The 18399-nt window shown below is 38.5% G+C and carries 18 protein-coding genes and 1 pseudogene; 11 read left to right on the forward strand and 8 right to left on the reverse strand.

Translation table 11 applies throughout. From position 1 onward, the window contains the following. Positions 1–73: 73 nt before the first annotated feature. From hemY to hemE, 3 genes are read right to left on the reverse strand one after another with little or no spacing between them, the layout of a single operon-like run. Positions 74–1510, reverse strand: coding sequence for a protoporphyrinogen oxidase (gene hemY / locus A6754_RS15745; RefSeq protein ID WP_066447759.1), 1437 nt, complete (start codon positions 1508–1510; stop codon positions 74–76). A gap of 26 nt (positions 1511–1536) precedes the next feature. Further along, the gene (hemH, locus tag A6754_RS15750; protein ID WP_066447764.1) at positions 1537–2472 is read right to left on the reverse strand and encodes a ferrochelatase; all 936 of its coding nucleotides are present in this window, start codon (positions 2470–2472) and stop codon (positions 1537–1539) included. A 25-nt stretch (positions 2473–2497) separates the two neighbouring features. Next, complete coding sequence (gene hemE, locus A6754_RS15755; protein ID WP_066447767.1) at positions 2498–3544, reverse strand: uroporphyrinogen decarboxylase; 1047 nt, start codon at positions 3542–3544, stop codon at positions 2498–2500. Positions 3545–3802: 258 nt separating this feature from the next. Between hemE and A6754_RS15760 the strand changes: the two genes are divergently transcribed. Next, positions 3803–4318, forward strand: a complete 516-nt coding sequence (locus tag A6754_RS15760) for an antibiotic biosynthesis monooxygenase family protein (protein WP_066447769.1) — start codon at positions 3803–3805, stop codon at positions 4316–4318. 301 nt (positions 4319–4619) lie between these two features. Continuing rightward, complete coding sequence (locus A6754_RS15765) at positions 4620–6026, forward strand: hypothetical protein (protein WP_066447771.1); 1407 nt, start codon at positions 4620–4622, stop codon at positions 6024–6026. A 115-nt stretch (positions 6027–6141) separates the two neighbouring features. Here A6754_RS15765 and A6754_RS15770 read toward each other — a convergent pair whose 3' ends face one another. Continuing rightward, on the reverse strand, positions 6142–6804 hold the full coding sequence (locus tag A6754_RS15770; protein WP_066447774.1) for a phosphatase PAP2 family protein: 663 nt from the start codon (positions 6802–6804) through the stop codon (positions 6142–6144). 274 nt (positions 6805–7078) lie between these two features. On the opposite strand from A6754_RS15770, the gene A6754_RS15775 reads away from it, so the two are divergent. Beyond that, positions 7079–8284: a M20 family metallopeptidase gene (locus tag A6754_RS15775; RefSeq protein WP_066447777.1), complete on the forward strand. Its 1206-nt coding sequence runs from the start codon at positions 7079–7081 to the stop codon at positions 8282–8284. Positions 8285–8317: 33 nt separating this feature from the next. On the opposite strand, the gene A6754_RS15780 is transcribed toward A6754_RS15775, so the two are convergent. The 3 genes from A6754_RS15780 to A6754_RS15790 all read right to left on the reverse strand — a co-directional run bounded on the left by A6754_RS15780 (position 8318) and on the right by A6754_RS15790 (position 11057). Further along, complete coding sequence (locus A6754_RS15780; RefSeq protein ID WP_066447778.1) at positions 8318–9043, reverse strand: EcsC family protein; 726 nt, start codon at positions 9041–9043, stop codon at positions 8318–8320. Between the two features lie 63 nt (positions 9044–9106). Next, positions 9107–10324, reverse strand: coding sequence for an ABC transporter permease (locus A6754_RS15785; protein WP_066447780.1), 1218 nt, complete (start codon positions 10322–10324; stop codon positions 9107–9109). Further along, the gene (locus A6754_RS15790) at positions 10317–11057 is read right to left on the reverse strand and encodes an ABC transporter ATP-binding protein (RefSeq protein ID WP_066447782.1); all 741 of its coding nucleotides are present in this window, start codon (positions 11055–11057) and stop codon (positions 10317–10319) included. Before A6754_RS15790 ends, A6754_RS15785 begins: the two co-directional genes overlap by 8 nt. Positions 11058–11911: 854 nt before the next feature. Here A6754_RS15790 and A6754_RS15795 point away from each other — a divergent pair. From A6754_RS15795 to A6754_RS15810, 4 genes and pseudogenes are all read left to right on the forward strand, one after another. Next, positions 11912–12331 carry an HIT family protein gene (locus tag A6754_RS15795; RefSeq protein ID WP_066447790.1) on the forward strand — a complete coding sequence of 140 codons (420 nt, stop codon included), beginning with the start codon at positions 11912–11914 and terminating at the stop codon, positions 12329–12331. 158 nt (positions 12332–12489) lie between these two features. Beyond that, positions 12490–13572, forward strand: a complete 1083-nt coding sequence (serC, locus tag A6754_RS15800) for a 3-phosphoserine/phosphohydroxythreonine transaminase (RefSeq protein WP_066447793.1) — start codon at positions 12490–12492, stop codon at positions 13570–13572. A 134-nt stretch (positions 13573–13706) separates the two neighbouring features. Continuing rightward, positions 13707–14228 (forward strand): tryptophan transporter, encoded by a 522-nt coding sequence (locus A6754_RS15805; RefSeq protein WP_066447795.1) that lies wholly within the window; start codon positions 13707–13709, stop codon positions 14226–14228. Positions 14229–14385: 157 nt separating this feature from the next. After that, a pseudogene (locus tag A6754_RS15810) lies at positions 14386–14977 on the forward strand (LysE/ArgO family amino acid transporter). Between the two features lie 31 nt (positions 14978–15008). On the opposite strand, the gene yhzF reads toward A6754_RS15810, so the two are convergent. Further along, a complete protein-coding gene (yhzF, locus tag A6754_RS15815; RefSeq protein ID WP_066447798.1) occupies positions 15009–15188 on the reverse strand; it encodes a membrane protein YhzF in 180 nt (59 codons plus the stop codon). A gap of 179 nt (positions 15189–15367) precedes the next feature. Between yhzF and A6754_RS15820 the strand changes: the two genes are divergently transcribed. The 4 genes from A6754_RS15820 (at position 15368) to A6754_RS15835 (ending at position 18204) form a co-directional block, all read left to right on the forward strand. Next, entirely contained in the window at positions 15368–15736 is a 369-nt protein-coding gene (locus A6754_RS15820; protein WP_066447801.1) for a YtxH domain-containing protein, read from the forward strand. A gap of 632 nt (positions 15737–16368) precedes the next feature. Further along, positions 16369–16944, forward strand: a complete 576-nt coding sequence (locus A6754_RS15825; protein WP_066447804.1) for an HTH-type transcriptional regulator Hpr — start codon at positions 16369–16371, stop codon at positions 16942–16944. A gap of 311 nt (positions 16945–17255) precedes the next feature. Next, complete coding sequence (locus A6754_RS15830; RefSeq protein WP_066447807.1) at positions 17256–17804, forward strand: DUF3267 domain-containing protein; 549 nt, start codon at positions 17256–17258, stop codon at positions 17802–17804. 220 nt (positions 17805–18024) lie between these two features. Next, positions 18025–18204, forward strand: a complete 180-nt coding sequence (locus A6754_RS15835; RefSeq protein WP_066447810.1) for a hypothetical protein — start codon at positions 18025–18027, stop codon at positions 18202–18204. Positions 18205–18399 lie beyond the last annotated feature (195 nt).

The following is an 18399-nucleotide window of genomic DNA, read 5'->3' on the forward strand; positions in this document are numbered from 1 at the left end:
TGATTCTTATCGGTTTGCAACCATCAAATATTTTCCTGCATAATCTCACCAAAACAAAGAAAAGCTGCCTTAATTAAAAGGCAGCCTGCTTCTCTCTATATTGTAAAAACTCTAACACCTTATCTACCGCTTCTTCTCCCTGATCTATACAATCAGGCATGCCCAAGCCATCATAAGAGCTTCCCGCAAAGAATACACCTGGCATTTTTGCTGACAGCTGTTCTTGTGTACTGCTTACTCGCTTTTTATGACCAACTGTGTATTGCGGCATTGAATCCTTCCATCTTGAAACAACCGAAAATTCAGGTTCCATCGTGATATCCATTGTTTTTCTTAAGTCTTCTAAAACACTTGCAATAATGGCATCATCTGATAAGTCGACGATTGTCTCATCGTTTGCGCGGCCAACATAACACCTGAGCAGCACTTTTCCTTTTGGAGCTGAATGCGGCCATTTTTTATGTGTCCATGTACAAGCTGTTATGGTGTAATCACTATTTCTTGAAACGACAAATCCGCTGCCATCTATATCTTTAACAATGGCTTTTTCCGGAAATGCTAATGCAACTGTAGCAACGGATGTGGAAGGCATTTCTTTAAACTCATCCATTATCTTTGTTTCATTAAGTATTGATGCAGCAGCGTGATGCGGAACAGCCAGGACAACGCTATCAGCGATAATCTCCACTCCGCCATTCATTGATATTTTGTAGCCTTTTGAGAGTTTAGTTACGCTCTCTGTTCGGAGACCTTTATAGACAGAACCACTTTCAAGCTTTGATTCTATAGCATGAATAAAAGATTCTAACCCGGATTTAAATGTTAAAAATGCACCTTGTTTCTCTTCTTTATGCTGCTCCTTTTTTGGAGCTGCTGGCGCTGCTTTTTTCATTCCGAGAATTAAGCTGCGATGTTTCTGCTCTACTTGGTAAAACTGAGGGAATGTTGACATTAAGCTTAATTGATCAATGTCCCCAGCATAAATTCCTGATAATAAAGGCTCTATCAGATTTTCTACAACTTCATTCCCAAGCCTTCTGCGGAAAAATCCGCCGAGAGACTGATCTGAAACTGGAGCTGACCGAGGCAGCAGAAAATCTGCTGCTGCCCGCAGTTTGCCTCCTGGCGAAAAGAGGGCTGTTGTGATAAATGGAGCAATCTCAGTAGGGATACCCATAATAGAGCCGCCTGGCATAGGATGCAGGCGCTCCCGTGCAAGAACAAATGATTTGCCTGATGTGCTTGTAACAAGTTCTTTTTTCATTCCAACTTCCTCTGCAAGCCGATAAGCGCTTCTCTTACGGGCGAGGAAGGAATCCGGACCTCTTTCAATTACATAGCCATCTCTCTTTACGGTATGTACCTTCCCTCCAAGGCGATGAGTTGCTTCAATCAGCTTTACATCAAGGGACTTTCCTGATTCCTTTGCAGACTTCTGCAAATAGTAAGCAGTTGCCAAACCAGTTATGCCGCCTCCAATAATTACCACCTTGTGATTGTCTCCCTGCACGATTCTCGCCTTCTTTTCTTTTCCTATTATTTTTCTTTCAGTTTATTTAAAACAACAGCTGCCATTGCATCAATAAATTCTGGTTTCGCATTTGGCATTGCTGGACGATAATAGCTCGCACCAACTTCATCCGTGACTACCTTGCACTCATAGTCATTGTCATATAATACTTCAAGATGCTCAGCAACGAAGCCAACAGGAGCATATACAAATGCTTTATAGCCTTTTTGTTCGTATAAATCTCTCGTTAAATCTTGAACATCAGGTCCTAACCAAGGCTCTGGCGTATTGCCGGCACTTTGCCAGCCAATTTCATAGCTCTTGATTTGCGCAGCTTCTGCAATTAAGTCAGCCGTTTCTTTGAGCTGATCTGGATATGGATCTCCCATTTGTATAATTTTTTCTGGCAGGCTATGTGCAGATACAACTAGCACAAAGTCATTCTTTTCATCCTCTGGCATTGAATCTACAACCGTTTTTAGAGCGTCTGACCAATATTGAATAAATTTCGGCTCCTTATACCAGCTTTCAACGGATGTTATCGTTAAACCGCCTAGTTTCTCTGCTTCCTCTTTTGCTCTGCCATTGTAAGACTTTATGCTAAAAGTCGAAAAATGTGGTGCAAGCACAATGCTAACAGCTTCTGTAATGCCATCTGCATGCATCTGCTGTACAGCATCCTCAACAAAAGGTTCAATATGCTTTAATCCGATATACATTTTAAATTCATATTCGTCTTGGATGGCATTTAAATGCTGCTCTAATCCCTCAGCCTGTTCTTTTGTAATTTGTGCAAGCGGTGATATGCCGCCAATTGCCTCATATCTGCTGCGCAAATCCTCAAGCATTTCGTCAGAAGGCTTTCGTCCGTGACGAATATGTGTATAGTACCGTTCAATATCTTCCTCACGATACGGTGTTCCATATGCCATAACTAATAATCCAAGTTTCTTTCTTTCCATGATGTTCACCTCTAAGTTTCTTATCTTACTTGCTTAATTTTTCTGCAGAATATTCATGAACAAATGCTGTAAGTTTTCTTAATGTTTCCGGATTAACTTCAGGAAACACACCATGCCCTAAATTAAAGATATAACCTGGAGTTTGCAGTCCCTGATCAAGAATTTCAATCGTTCTTTTCTCGATTTCGCTCCAAGGAGCGAGTAAGATGGCCGGATCCAGATTTCCTTGCACCGCTTTTGTGATTCCGAGCTCTCTCGCTTCTTTAATTGGAAGCCGCCAATCAAGACCCACTACATCAAGCGGCAAATCATGCCATTCTAATGCAAGATGGCTCGCACCGACACCAAACATAATTAATGGCACATTTTCTCCCTTTAATTCCGTAAAGATTCTTGTCATGACCGGCTTAATAAAATGACGGTAATCCGCTACATTTAATGCACCAACCCATGAATCAAAAATCTGAATAGCTCTTGCTCCAGCTGAAATCTGAGATTTTACATATGTAATGGTCATGTCAGCAAGCTTGTCCATTAATGCAAACCAAGCAGCTGGCTCAGAATACATAAATGCTTTTGTTTTGTTGTAATTCTTTGAAGGACCTCCCTCAATCATATAACTTGCAAGAGTAAATGGTGCTCCCGCAAAACCGATTAACGGAACTGACAGCTGTTCTTGTGTCAGGAGTTTAATGGTATCTAACACATACGGCACATCTTCTTCTGGATGAATTTCCCCCAATTTATCAACATCTGCTTTTGAACGAATAGGGTTATCAATCACAGGGCCGATTCCAGATTTGATTTCAACATCGACACCGATAGCCGGCAATGGTGACATGATGTCTTTATATAAAATAGCTGCATCATTGTTGTACTGATCCACCGGCAGCTTTGTTACATAAGCACAAAGCTCAGGCTGATGCGTAATTTCAAATAAAGAGTATTTCTCCTTAATCGCTCGGTATTCCGGCTGAGATCTGCCAGCCTGGCGCATATACCAAACAGGCGTATAGTCTGTCTTTTCCCCTTTTGCTGCTTTTAAAAATGTTTCATTGATTACTTTTGTCATTTACATTATATCCACCTTTCAAAACCTGTCTGCCTTACATTGTAATATATATAATTTAAAAATAGAAATTTGAAGGTTAGCTTGTTTGTGATTGCTTACAATATATCGTTTTTCCCCGTATTTTGTATAGAAAATCAGACGAAATGTCAAAAAATATTCTTTTTTAGCGAAAATGAAAGCGTTCTATATTATTAGGATATTCATTTTCCAGCATGTATAATAGAGCTGAGCATTTGAATTTGAAAGGAGTGTTGAAGAATGTTTATGTATTTTACTTCCGGCACCTATGATTTCTTAAAGAATATTAAAGAAAAACACACAAATGAACAGCTTGTCCTGCTGGAGAATGAAAACAATGCACTGCTAATCCATGAATCTTCTGGCAGCACCTTTTTTAGTGCACCAAGATCCTATGAAATCTTTGAAAGTGCTGGTGAGTTCTCAGAACCCGGCTTTGCCGTATTAAACAATATCCCTGTTACAGATGAAGGAAGACCCCTTTTTGAATATCGGTTTAAGAACCGGAAAGGCAAAATTGAAAATGAAACTGGTTTTATCGGTCTGCGCGTTTTGCGTCCCCAAAAAGATCATACATATATCGTTTTAACCTTTTGGGAAGATGAAAAATCGTTCAACAACTGGCAAAACTCAAATAGTTTTAAACAGGCGCACAGCAAACCAGACGGACAAAAAGAAGAACAGAGCAAACCGCCGCAGATTTTTGCCGGTGCTTCCTACATTACCAAATACTATCGTGCAAATGAAGATGAATAAATGATATAAAGCGGAATCACGAGGAGTTTCATTCCTTTGTCATTCCGCTTTTTATTTTGTTCTCTATTTACATTTTTTAATAAACGTCACTCATTGCAGATCATTCATATTCAGCTTTTCCAGCACCTTCTTACAGCTATGCCTCTATTCTCCTGCTTCGAGTTATGAATCTAGTAACTCCATTTATTCATCCAATCCGCCAGTCTATTAGCCCAAATTTAATTTCATTCACACCTGCACGCCTTTTTCATAATCTGTATAACAGGCGATAGCCTAATGTTTTATGAAAGGGGAATTCCTTATGGGGGTTGAGCTTACTTTACTTCATTGGATTTATGTCCTGTTTATTATAGCAATAATCGGCTTTATGGTGATGAGAAGAGATACGACCATAGTTTGTATCGTTGGCATATTTCTAATTGCTATTGCAGCCTCTGGTTCCTTAAGTGCATCTGTCAGCAGTATTTTTTCCAGTTTTATTTATGCCATCACTGAGCTTTTGCCAACCATTCTCATTATTTCTATTATCGTTGCCATGAGCAAAACACTGACAAAAACCGGCATTAATGATGTGATGATTTCTCCTTTTGCGAAATTTATTAAAACACCTGCTTTAGCTTATTGGACAATCGGAATATTAATGATGGTTATTTCTTATTTTTTCTGGCCATCTCCCGCTGTTGCTCTACTTGGAGCTGTCCTGCTTCCAGTAGCTATTCGTGTCGGTTTACCGGCTTTAGGCGTGGCAATGGCAATGAACCTATTCGGCCATGGAATTGCACTATCAGGAGATTTTATTATTCAAGCTGCACCAAAGCTTACAGCCGATGCAGCAGGACTGCCCGTATCTGAGGTCGTTTCCGCAAGCATACCGCTTGTCATTGTCATGGGTGCAGTTACAACGATCACCGCGTTTTACTTTATTAGAAGAGACATGAAAAGCGGAAAATTAACTGCACAAACCGGCAAGTCAAAAGAAGAAGAAGTTTTAGAAAAAGAAGATTATGTTCAAGAATCACTGCTGACACTTGGCCAGAAGCGCTTTTTCGCCTTGTTCATTCCCCTCCTGCTTATTGCTGACGTGGCAGCGATGTTTGCATTAAATCTTCAAGGCGGAGATGCTACGGCACTGGTTGGCGGGACCTCGATCTTTATCCTTCTGATCATTTCCATTGTCGCTCATAAAAACAAAGGGCTTGAAAAAACAACAGGCTATTTAATCGAAGGCTTTCAATTTGGGTTTAAAGTATTTGGTGCTGTAATCCCCATTGCTGCATTTTTCTATCTGGGCGATGCTGGCTTTACCGCCATTATCGGTGAATACTTACCAGAGGCTTCATCTGGCATTGTCAATGACCTTGGGCTTGCACTTGCATCCATTGTTCCATTATCCGCAGAGGTTGGAGCCATTACTTTAACAGTTGTTGGCGCCATCACAGGTTTAGATGGATCTGGCTTTTCAGGCATTTCTCTCGCTGGATCTATTGCCAGCTTATTTGCAGCTGCCATCGGGTCAGGTGCAGCCGTATTAACAGCTCTTGGGCAAATAGCTGCCATTTGGGTAGGCGGAGGCACGCTTGTCCCTTGGGCGCTCATTCCTGCTGCAGCCATTTGTAATGTCGACCCTTTTGAATTGGCACGCAGAAACTTGATTCCTGTAGTTATAGGACTTACAGTGACTACTATTGTTGCTATGTTTTTAATTTGATGAACTGAAAAGAGACAGTAAGAAGAATAAAGAATGCTTGGAACACAGTGTTCCAAGCATTCTCCCTTTTCACTTACCTTAAATATCGAGTTAGATTATTCACTATAAATTCCTGCTAATTTCCTTTCGCTTTCCTCCGATCTCCTAAAACGCCAAGCAAAAGCTCATACAAAATAATGCACAGAAACACCCATATAAAACCAAATGTATAGCCGGCAGCAACATCAGTTGGATAGTGGACACCCAATACAATTCTGCTGATGCCCATGAGAAGGATCATTATTGCTGCCAGCACTCCAACAAGCCACCGTGTTTCGTTTTTTTGAAGAGAAATAATAATTAAATAGGCTATCATAAAGTATAGGATCATGCTGATCATGGCATGACCACTCGGAAAACTTAAACTGTTGACCTCTACTAAATGTTCAGCATCGGGACGTTCTCCGCCAATCGTATTTTTCAGCCACTTATTAACCTCATTTCCTACAGCAACTGCAAATACAAAAACAGCAATTCCCACAAAGTCCCTTTTGAAGAAACCAAGCCAAAGAATAAATATAATGGCAACTACGCCTACTCCCATTGTATTGCCCAGCCAATTCAGACCAATAAACAACTGATGAAGCAGCTCGCCCCCAAAAAGGTCGCTTGAAACTGCTGTAACTTGTACATCAAAACTCAAGCGCTCACCTGTTTGGACAGCCATTACAAGCAATATAGTAAAAATAATGGCAATGGCTAAAAAAACATAAGACAATTTTGACTTTCGTACATTCATAACCTCTCTCCCTCTAAACTAAATAAAGGCTTCATTTAAAAAATTTTACACAATAACAAATATCGATACTTATTTTACCATCATTTTCATGTTCTTTTTTGTACCCTTTAAAAATTATCCAGAGTAAATCCTATTGTGCACTTAAATGATTCTTGTATGAGGAAATGTATCCAGCAATTTATTTCGGAAACAGAAAAAAATTCTCTTATATAATTTTAAAAATGTTCATAATATTATATAATATAGTACAAAAAAGAAGTTAGGGGAGATTTTTTTGCTAGAACAGCTCTTTAGCTCTTTAGAAAAATATTATGATGAGATGGTTTCCATTCGCAGATATCTTCATCAGCATCCAGAACTATCATTTAAAGAAGAGAAAACAGCATTGTATATTAAAAACTATTATGAAAACCTTGGCATTGATGTACGCGCTAATGTCGGCGGCAATGGTGTGGTGGCAACCATTAAAGGACAAAAGCCTGGCAAAACAGTTGCTTTGCGTGCCGATTTTGATGCACTTCCTATCCAAGATGAAAAGGATGTACCTTACAAATCTCTTGTACCAGGTGTGATGCATGCTTGCGGTCATGATGGCCATACTGCTACTTTACTTGTATTAGCTAAGGCGCTTCATGAAATGAAAAATGATTTGCACGGTACATATGTCATGATTCATCAGCATGCAGAGGAATATGCCCCAGGCGGTGCAATTTCCATGATCGAGGATGGCTGTCTGGATGGTGTTGATGTTATTTTCGGAACACATTTGTGGGCATCTGAGCCAGTTGGAAAGATTCAATACAGAGTCGGGCCAATTATGGCAGCTGCAGACCGCTTTGAAATAACGATTCAAGGAAAAGGCGGCCATGGTGCACAGCCTCATCGCACAAAAGATGCTATTGTTACTGCTTCTTCTCTTGTTGGACAGCTTCAGCAAATTGTCAGCCGCAAAGTGAACCCTATTGACTCGGCTGTTGTAACAGTTGGCTCATTTGTTGCCGAAAATGCGTTTAATGTAATTGCAGACAAAGCAAAGCTGACTGGAACAGTTAGAACTTTTAATGAAGAAGTGAGAACTTCAATTGAACAAGAAATAGAGAGAATCGTTAAAGGCATTTGCTATACTTCCGACAGCTCTTACAGCTATGAATTTGAAAGAGGCTATCCTGCTGTCGTGAATCATGAGGAAGAAACAGAGTACCTTGTTAACTGTGCACGAAATATCGCAGAAGTAACAGCAGTTGAGGAAACAGAACCGCAAATGGGCGGAGAAGATTTTGCCTACTATTTGCAGCATGTGAAAGGAAGCTTCTTCTTCACTGGAGCAAAACCTGAAGGCAATGAAAACTACCCACATCATCACCCTATGTTTGATATTGATGAGAAGTCCATGCTGATTGCTGCCAAAACATTAGGCAGTGCAGCCCTAAATGTTCATAACGAACAAAATGCTTTGGAAACGGAAAGTGCACAAGTATAAGAAGATCGGTAAAATAAAAAAGCGTTCCTCTCGTTATTGAACGGGAGGAACGCTTTTTATTAATCTTAACCTGTAGGCATTTTTTGCGGTAACTCCTAACGCATCCAGTAAGTTATAATTCGCATAAGCTCCGATTGCTGCACCTACTCCAGGAACAAGCTGCAGCATTTTCACAAAATCAATGTGATCGCGGTACTCCTGCTGAAATTCCCGCCAATCCATATCCTGCAGTTCTTCTTTATACTGATCCCAATTTTCAATGATCGGCAGCACTTGCCTTCTTTTTTCATCACTTGAAAAAGCCAGCTGGAATATATGCAGAATAAAGAGGCGTTCTTCATACTTGGATGTGTCATAACCATAAATAGATGCTGCCTCAAACAACAGTTTCATCTTAATCGAGAGCAGAAGCGGAAAATCAGCAAGTCCTAAAAGAATTCCTCCCGCACCAGTTCCTGCACCCTCCACTGTTGCTGTTCTTCTATAAAAAGTCATTTTCTCTGCGAATACGGCGTCACGTTCCTTTAAGCTTAAACCCGTTGACTGAGAACGTTTCGTTGTAAAGTCAGAACCAGTTAATGTTGCTTTGACCATTTGCTTAATGCTGCTTGTAATCACTTCGTGCGCTTTCTCAGGGATTAACGAATTAACTCTTGTCTGAGCTTTTTTCGATAATCGGCTGATCAGACTTGAGCGCTTTAGCAAGCCTCTTTTCCACTCAACAATTTCATCATATACCTGCAGTTCATACTCATTCATAGAAACATTCCTTTCGTCTTGTGCTATTTTATACGAGACAATAACGAAAAATGTTTCCTTTTTTTAATCCTTTGTCTGCAATCGCTTCGGCATATAGAGAAAAACATAAAGATAAGAAAAGAGCAGACCAGCTGTAAGCGTTAGAATAGCAGTTGTAAACTCTCCTTTTAAAAGGACTGTCAGTGCCAATAGAAACGCCTGCAGTGATAGTATACTTCCCATTAATTGTTTAAAAGATGTTTCCTTATATGCATCCCCAGTTGGATATAATTTCACCCATAATTTGTTTTCATGATGATAAAACAGCGGAAGAAGCTGAAAGGCCGTTAAATACATGAATAGGATCGCAAGCAGGATTTGACCATACCCATATGAAATAAAATAAATAACAGCTGCACCAATAAGCGTTAAACGAACAAATAGGCCTAAATAATCACCTGATCTTGAAAATGTCCGAATATACAAATGCGCATATATTTTTTCCGGTAAAAAAGGAACGCCTGAATACAGAGGGTCCAGCCACTTTCTTCTTTTAACTGCATTTTTTAATTTTGGGACATCTGTAAACATATTGGCAAGCCGATAAAATGCTGTCATTCTTCGTTCTTCTTGTTCAATTAAATATTCCCATTTCAAGCCTTTCGTTTTGATTTTGCCATTAAAAAAGAGGAGCAGCAAAACGAAGAGCAAGCCGACAGGAACGATATATAAATAAGAAGCACCAGAAAATAGCAAGTACAAAAAGCCGGCATTAACAGCAAACCTTACGGCAGAATCAGATCTCAGCACATTTTGCTCTGTGTAATACTGAATTCTCCAGCGAATCTCCAAATTCAGCCATTTCACCAAAAGTAAAACGGCTAATAAAGGGAAAAAGCCCTGAAAGCTCCCTCCGTTCACCTTTGCATACATCGGCATAAACAATGCCAGCAGCATCAGTAGTAAATACGCCTGTAGAAAAAAACTAACCATTATGGATTTGCGGAAATACCCGTGTAATTTTGTTTCAAGCGGCAAAAGAAAAATCCGATCAGCCTCCGTTAAAAACGTAAAAATCGGGCTATATGTAAGCAATATTCCCAGAAATACAGCCATGATGGCTGGGACGGGATAATCAAGGGGCATCTCTTTTACCCAGCCTTGATAATAATAAGCTCCAGTTCCAAGGAGAAAAACGAGCACGATCACTAGATGGCCGTTAAATATGTACCTCAGATAAGAACTCAGCTCTTTGCTGGTGCGCGCCAGTCGTTCTTTCCATAATGTATTCTCATTAAACATAATCTTCTTCCTTTGTGAGCTGTATATATAGATCATCAAGAGTCGCATCCGGCATATTAAATTGCTGCTGAAGCTCCTGTAATGTCCCCTTCGCCCGCACCTTTCCTTCATGTAAAATCACAAAACGGTCGCAATACCGTTCAGCTGTAGCAAGAATATGAGTTGACATTAAAATGCCTGCTCCCTCTTCCTTCATTTTTTTCATTAAATCAAGCAGAGACTGAATCCCAAGCGGATCTAAACCAACAAAAGGTTCATCTACAATATAAAGGGATGGCTGTACCAAAAATGCACACATAATCATAACCTTCTGCTTCATCCCTTTTGAAAAGTGAGCAGGGAACCATTTTAAGCGCTTTTCCATCCGGAATTCTTTTAACAGCTTTCCTTTTCTTTCTTTAAACTCCTCACTGCTGATTCCATATGCCATCGCTGTCATCTGCAGGTGCTCGTCTAAGGTTAATTCATCATATAAAATCGGCGTTTCTGGAACAAACGTGAATTGTTTCCGGTACTCTTCCTTATTTTCAAGAAAAGATTTGCCGGCAATCGAAATTTCTCCCTTATGAGGCTCCATTAAGCCAATCACATGTTTTATGGTAGTACTTTTACCTGCCCCATTTAATCCGATTAAACCAACAATTTCATTTGCTTTTACGTCAAAACTCACATCTTTTAATACAGGATTTCTTGTGTATCCGCCTGTGACATTCTTTATCTCCAATAGAGCCATCTTAAAACGTCCTCTCCATATATCATGATTTCATTGTAAAAAAGGGTGAGTGCATTGTCCAGTGTCGTCATTTTTCGCATACATTCGCTGTCTTATCTGCTTGATATAAGCAGTTCTCTAATTATAAAATTTTTTCTCCGTAAAAAAATGTATATAAGCTTCATATGCGGGCATTCTAATTCTTGAAGGGGAAACAAATCATTAATTGAACATCTAACAGATATTCAAAATTTGAAATGAGGTGCTTGTCGCAGACAGCAATCTTTCAATAAACGTGATTTAACCTGAAACGTTCCTAAGATAAGGGGATGGTTGCATTGCACGAAAGTAATGAAAACCGCAGATCTTAAACACTAAGGCCGTATCAACCGTATATTGCCTTCCATCATTTAATTTAAAATGAGGTGTTTATCAAAGACTAACATCACTTTCTTTATAAGTTGTGAAACATATAAAGACAAATAGGGGATGGTTAGCTTGAACAAAGATCGAATGTCTCTAATGTAAACACAATTCATTTACAAATGAGGTGTTTGTTAAAGAGTACTTCCCGTTTTAGAACAGTATTCAGAAGTTTCTCCTTCACGAGGCAGGATTCCCAAGCGGGATCCTGCCTTTCCTGTGTTCTTATGATCGACAAATTCCGGGGTTTTTCGGGGTGTTTCGGGGTGTTTCGGGGCGTCACTGTGACGTGTCGAACTATCGACAAATTCCGAGGCGTCACTGTGACACCCCGAACTTCAAACTACCCGAACCTAAACCAAACACACTGAATCTAGCTTCCATTGCGTCGAATTTTCATCCATTTTATGATAAAATTCAAACAACAAAAAAATTTGATTGGAGTTGTTTATATGAGTGATTGTATTTTCTGCAGCATTATAAATGGAGATATTCCAGCTGCTAAGGTGTTTGAAAATGAGCATTGCTTGGCATTTTTAGATATCAGCCAGGTAACAAAGGGACATACACTTGTGATCCCAAAGGTACATAGCGAAAATGTATATGAATTAGATGAGGAGACAGCTGCCAATTACTTTAAAGCAATTCCAGAAATTTCCCGTGCCATTAAAGCAGCCTATAATCCCATTGGCTTAAACCTCCTAAATAATAACGGAGAAGCTGCTGGACAATCTGTATTCCACTATCATATGCATCTCATCCCCCGTTATGGTCAAGGAGATGGAATGGGTGTCGTTTGGAAATCCAATCAATCAGCTTATACGCCAGCAGATTTGCAGGAAATTGCCTCTTCAATTAAAGACCAATTATAAAGTCATGAATGCTTCTCATTTAGAGAGGCATTTTCTCTTTTTAATTTTTCTAAATATTCTTGTTTAGCCTCTGTACAAATTTACAAAGTCTGTTAACATATATGTATCTTTAGCTCTTTACAGTACGATCGTATTACAGCATAACGGAGGTTATTGAAATGAAGCGTGCGCTAAACTTTAATGCAGGCCCAGCTGCAATGCCGGCAGAAGTCTTAAAAAAAGCCGAAAAGCATTGGCTTAACATAGCTGATACCGGCATGGCTGTCATGGAATTAAGCCATAGAAGCAAAGAATATGAACAAATTCACGAAAACGCCATACAAGGACTGAGAAAGCTGCTTTCCATTCCAAGTGACTATGAAGTTTTATTTATTCAAGGTGGAGCAAGTCTCCAATTTTCTATGATCCCCATGAACTTCTTACATGAGAACACTTTAGGAAATTATGTTTTAACAGGATCATGGTCTGAAAAAGCGTTAAAGGAAGCTCAAAAAATCGGCAGCACCGCTCCAATAGCTTCCACTAAAGAAAACTCCTATCGTTCAATTCCACAACTATCAGATATCAACACAACTGAGAATGCAGCCTATTTGCATATAACAAGCAATAACACGATTTACGGCACACAATGGCACACTTATCCGACACAGCTGCATATGCCTTTAATCGCTGACATGTCCAGTGATATTTTAAGCAAGCAAATTGACATAAATCAGTTTGGGATGATCTATGCTGGTGCACAAAAGAATCTTGGACCATCTGGAGTAACAGTTGTGATTATTCATAAAGATCTCATTTCACAGGATAATAATCACTTGCCGACTATGCTTCAATATAAAACCTATGCGAATAACAGCTCTTTATACAATACACCTCCTACACTTGCGATCTACCTACTGTCCCTTGTTCTGGAATGGGCAGAGGAAAAAGGCGGACTGCAAGCCATTGAAAAAATGAATGAAAACAAAGCGAAATATTTATATGATGCCATAGATGAAAGTGACGGTTTCTATTTAGGGCATGCAGAAAAAAGCAGCCGTTCATTGATGAATGTTACCTTTAATCTAGCTGATAAAGAGAAAGAAGCTTTATTTTTACAATCGGCATCTGATGCAGGTTTTATCGGACTAAATGGCCATAGATCAATTGGCGGCTGCCGCGCCTCCATTTACAATGCAGTACCTGAAGATCATGTATATAAGCTTGCACAATTTATGAAAAGCTTTAAACGAAATTCTTAAAAAGTAAAAAAAACATGCTGAAAAAAATCATTCTGTGGTATAATGAGTGAAAGTTTTTCGCTGCAGGCAAAGAGTGCACTGCAGGAGAGACAAAGAACAAAAAAGAGAACAGCAGAGCAGAGGAGAGATTAGAAATGAATAGTAAGAATGTTGTAGCATTGGCGCTACTCGTTGGAATGGGTGCCGTTTTGCACACAGTTGTACCTGGATTTGTATTTGGCATGAAGCCTGATATGATGTTAACCATGATGTTTCTTGGAATTTTATTATTCCCTGATGTAAGAAGCGTTTTATTATTAGGCATTGCCACTGGGGTAATTTCCGCTTTAACTACCTCATTTCCATTAGGGCAGATCCCAAATATGATCGATAAACCGATTACAGCCTTTTTATTTTTCGGCATCTACCTAATCATTAAAAAATTCAACAAACCTACATTATCTGTTGCAATATTAACAGCAGCTGGCACGCTGATTTCAGGAGTTATTTTCTTAACAGCAGCCTATCTGCTAGTCGGCTTGCCTGGTGCATTTGCTATCTTGTTTACCGGGACTGTACTGCCTGCAATGGCAATCAACACAGTGCTGATGGTCATTCTTTATCCGGTTGCACAAACAATTGGGAAGCGGACAAAGTTAATACCTGCAAGTAACTAACAATAAACTCTAGGTCCAAATCAACTGATTTGGACCTTTTAATTTGTTTGTATTAAAAACTACAGTCTAATGCCTATTGTATCCCAACCAATTGGATGGAGACATTTCATGGATCTTTCATTAGAATAAGCCTATCAGCTTGAAGGAGGACATCATAATGATAGAAGCTTTTATTCATGGAACCGCACTGGCATTCGGCCTTATTTTACCGCTTGGCGTTCAAAACGTCTTTATTTTTAACCAAGGAGCCATCCATAAAAATTTCGCCCGCAGTATACCAGCCATTGTAACAGCAGCACTTTGTGATACTCTATTAATTCTATTAGCGGTCACAGGAGTATCTTTAATCATTTTCCAATTTGAATGGCTAACTACTCTCATTTATGCTATTGGATTTATATTTCTAGTTTATATGGGATGGACAATACTAAAAAGTGATTCAGCAGCCGATGACTAAAATGCAAATCACATTCGCAGCTTCCGTTTCTTTACTCAATCCTCATGCCATTATTGATATTATAGGAGTAATCGGTCCGAATTCATTAGCTTATAAAGGGTATGAGCTAGTTGTTTTTACTTTATCCTGTATAGGCATTTCTTGGATTTGGTTTTTCGGTCTGGCCATAGCGGGAAGAATTTTGGGGAAGGTTGATGCAACCGGCAGCTTGGTCAAAAGGTTTAATCAAGTATCAGCCTTTATCATCTGGGGAATTGCCATTTATCTTGCAGTGAAAGCTTTTAGCGGATAAGCCTAGAATGTTTTTTCATTTCCCGCCGTTCCTAAAAAAAGAGTGTGACGATTCCTAATAATAGGAGCAAGCCTCCCCCTGCTCCAAGGGTGGCTGCTCTTTTTTTTAACAAATATTTCGGCGGATACATGCCTGGCTTTTTAATTAAAAGGAAACAATACCCTGCACCAGCCAGCATGGTAAAGCCCAAAATAAGTAAAATACTTGTCATCTTTGCCACCACTCCTTCTTAGCCTTGTACCAATATATGCCTGCCTCCGCTCTCTTATGAAATACAAAAACGTTTAAATACGACAATATTGTGTTAAATACATAAAAAGGTGTTTATTGATCGTAAAAATTTGTGTAAGATAAAACTATGAAAACGTTTTATCTGGGGAGGTTATCATGATGAAGGCAAAATCATTTCTATTAGGTTTGATTGCTGGAGGAACAGCTGCTGGCATTTCTGCCCTTTTAACAGCACCTGCTTCCGGAAAAGAAACTAGAACCGTTATTCATACGAACGGAAATATTGTTAAACATCGATTAGATTATTTAAAAGAACAGCTTCTTGATATAAAACGGGCAACGACAACAGTTACAACAGAAGGAAAAAGTGCTTTTGCTGAACTGTCAAAGGATCTGAAAGGTTCGATTCACGACTGGAAAAACGAAATTCGTCCTCATGAACAGAACTTAAAACGTGAAATCCAGGAGATCGAAACAGCCATTCAAGAATTAGAGACCACACTAAATCAAGGGAAAAATTCCAGGTAAGATCAGCATCTTTCCAAGAAATAAATTTCTTTGGAAAGATGCTTTTTATTGCTTTTTTATATTTTTAAGTTTAATACATTAGAAAAGAAGGATTTTGCCTCCTTCAGAACGAAAACTAATATATTATAAAAATGGTTTTAAAAATAGTAAAGCGTATACAATTTCGTTCTTTTTTTCTAAAAATCGATTGAAACTCATAACAAGCAACTTCCTAAGAAATAATTTCTAAAAATTTCGCAAATTAATACCTTTATTAATTTTTGTTTTATTGGCATAATGATAATAAGAAATGTGGAAACGGCTCGCTCAGTCCCGACAAGCATAAGGCAAGTCATTTAGAAGGTTGCCCTTTAACCTTCTGGATGGATTGACTTATGACCTCGAGGGACTAGCCGTTGGAACTGGACTACTTAGAATGTGGAAGGCGCTTGCCCAGGAGCGACAAGCTTAAGACAAGACGGCTGGAAGGTTGCACTTTAACCTTCTGGACGGATTGGCTTAAGACCTCGAGCTCCTAGCGCCTGGAACTGGACTACTTGAAATGTGGAAACGGCTTGCTCATTCTTGAAGCGCAACCGTAAAAATCAAAAAATCGAAATCTTAATTTCCTTATAAAGCAGGTGAATAAGTGTATGTCGAATAAAGAATATACAATGAAAGAGGCATTACTTTTCAGTCAGAGAATAGCTCAGTTAAGTAAAGCCTTATGGAAAGCCGTTGAGAAGGATTGGCAGAATTGGATTAAACCGTATGATCTTAATATTAATGAGCACCATATTTTATGGATTTCCTATCATCTGAATGGAGCCTCTATCTCTGATGTTGCAAAATTTGGCGTCATGCATGTTTCTACCGCGTTTAACTTTTCAAAGAAGTTAGAGGAACGAGGCTATTTACGATTCTCAAAAAAGGAAAATGATAAAAGAAATACGTATATTGAACTTACCCCAGAAGGTGAAAACGTTTTACTAAGTATGATGGAGTCCTATAATCCTGAAGAGAACTCAGTATTTTCAGGAGCCTCCCCATTGAGAGAATTATATGGAAAGTTCCCGGATGTGATCGAGGTAATGACAATTGTCCGAAATATTTATGGCGATGATTTTATGGAGATTTTTGAAAAATCATTTGAGAATATTGAAAATGAATTTACAGATAACAACGGAATCATCGAAAAAAAGGATAAATCAGAAAAAGAACTCGTCTGATACAACAAATGCTTTGACTCCCCTCCACTTATGTAAAATTTATAATCACTCCAGCTGCTGCATAATCAAACAGCAGCTGGACCACTTAAATCATCCTTCGATTAATCTCTATGCTATTTGTACACTAAAAAAAACCTTTGCAAAGCCCCAGAATAATCTACATAATAATTCATCAAAATGACTATAAAATCACTCCTCATTTTTTCTAATATTAACCATAAAAATACCTATTGATTTTTCATGTTATTCATCGTAAAGTATCTTAGTAAGTTTTGGATTTAACTAATACTTTCTCCCTTTGGAGGTCTAACATGATGAACTGCTGGAAGACGATTAATTTCACTAAACAATATAGACCCGAGCGGCTTTTTATATTGTCTTCCTTAACAATGCTACTTACTTTTATAATAGTGTATGTACCAGCTACTTATCTTTTTGTTCCGAACTACTTTTATGATAATTATTTTATTTTGTTTGTGGCAGGAATGTGGATTCTTTATCCGCTTCATAAAATTCTTCACTTCATTCCATTAATACCTTGTGGAAAAAAGGTGAAAAAAACAGCAGAAATGAGATTTGGCATTATGCCGATTCTGCACTTTATTGTAAATGAACCAATTACGCGTTTTACCTTTTTAATTGCCCTTTGCACCCCTTTTATTGTAATTAATGCGCTGTTGGCTGCTGGATGTTTTCTTTTCCCTCATTATGTTCACTATTTTGTTATTTTAATAGCTTATCATACAGGGATTTGTCTTTTTGACATGATCATCATGAAAGATGTCATGAAAGCTCCTGCTCAGTCCTTTATAGAAGAAAATGAAGATGGTTTTGAAATATTATTGCAAAGAGAAGGTTAAAACTGGGTAAAAGGCACTCCTTCTTCATACTAAATTTTTGACAGATTCTGCTTATTTCAGTTATTCTTTAAAAGACATCTCATAATGGATGTCTTTTTTTCATATGCTAAATTTAATTAGAAAAGAAAATCCTGTTACAATCTTAAATACTATCTTTTTTATTTAAATTTTGTTATTGTAATTAAGTAAGAAAACTTCGCCGATGGGGAGGGAATCTTCGTTGATCTCCATTTTTATTGTGTTTGCTATATTTATTCTATTCTATATTAACAAAATGACATATTCCCTTTGTCTGCAAAAGGAAATACCTGAAGAACGCCAGCCAAAGGTTTATAGAACAATTAATGTTCTGATCACGATTCTTCTTATTTCTTCTTTTGTAGAAATTTCATTTACGTAATGCCAAATAACCAGGCTGTATATCACAGCTTGGTTATTTTTGTCTCATTTTGTATAAATGATATAAAAATATGAATTGCATATGCAAAGGACGCTTTATGGCGTCCTTTGCATTTTCCCGGGTTAAAGCCGGGAGATACTCATACTGATTTAGTACCATCAGCATTCCTTATATAAGAAAGTATCCTTCATCTAC

The sequence above is a fragment of the Cytobacillus gottheilii genome (assembly GCF_001636345.1).
Lineage (GTDB): Bacteria > Bacillota > Bacilli > Bacillales > Cytobacillaceae > Cytobacillus > Cytobacillus gottheilii.

Excerpts from the sequence above, each read along its gene's own strand:
- serC (WP_066447793.1), top strand. The coding sequence starts at position 12,490 with ATGAAGCGTGCGCTAAACTTTAATGCAGGCCCAGCTGCAATGCCGGCA.
- A6754_RS15785 (WP_066447780.1), bottom strand. The coding sequence starts at position 10,324 with ATGTTTAATGAGAATACATTATGGAAAGAACGACTGGCGCGCACCAGC.
- A6754_RS15820 (WP_066447801.1), top strand. The coding sequence starts at position 15,368 with ATGAAGGCAAAATCATTTCTATTAGGTTTGATTGCTGGAGGAACAGCT.
- hemH (WP_066447764.1), bottom strand. The coding sequence starts at position 2,472 with ATGGAAAGAAAGAAACTTGGATTATTAGTTATGGCATATGGAACACCG.
- A6754_RS15825 (WP_066447804.1), top strand. The coding sequence starts at position 16,369 with ATGTCGAATAAAGAATATACAATGAAAGAGGCATTACTTTTCAGTCAG.
- A6754_RS15830 (WP_066447807.1), top strand. The coding sequence starts at position 17,256 with ATGATGAACTGCTGGAAGACGATTAATTTCACTAAACAATATAGACCC.
- A6754_RS15790 (WP_066447782.1), bottom strand. The coding sequence starts at position 11,057 with ATGGCTCTATTGGAGATAAAGAATGTCACAGGCGGATACACAAGAAAT.
- A6754_RS15805 (WP_066447795.1), top strand. The coding sequence starts at position 13,707 with ATGAATAGTAAGAATGTTGTAGCATTGGCGCTACTCGTTGGAATGGGT.
- A6754_RS15760 (WP_066447769.1), top strand. The coding sequence starts at position 3,803 with ATGTTTATGTATTTTACTTCCGGCACCTATGATTTCTTAAAGAATATT.
- yhzF (WP_066447798.1), bottom strand. The coding sequence starts at position 15,188 with ATGACAAGTATTTTACTTATTTTGGGCTTTACCATGCTGGCTGGTGCA.
- A6754_RS15765 (WP_066447771.1), top strand. The coding sequence starts at position 4,620 with ATGGGGGTTGAGCTTACTTTACTTCATTGGATTTATGTCCTGTTTATT.
- A6754_RS15795 (WP_066447790.1), top strand. The coding sequence starts at position 11,912 with ATGAGTGATTGTATTTTCTGCAGCATTATAAATGGAGATATTCCAGCT.
- A6754_RS15780 (WP_066447778.1), bottom strand. The coding sequence starts at position 9,043 with ATGAATGAGTATGAACTGCAGGTATATGATGAAATTGTTGAGTGGAAA.
- A6754_RS15770 (WP_066447774.1), bottom strand. The coding sequence starts at position 6,804 with ATGAATGTACGAAAGTCAAAATTGTCTTATGTTTTTTTAGCCATTGCC.
- hemE (WP_066447767.1), bottom strand. The coding sequence starts at position 3,544 with ATGACAAAAGTAATCAATGAAACATTTTTAAAAGCAGCAAAAGGGGAA.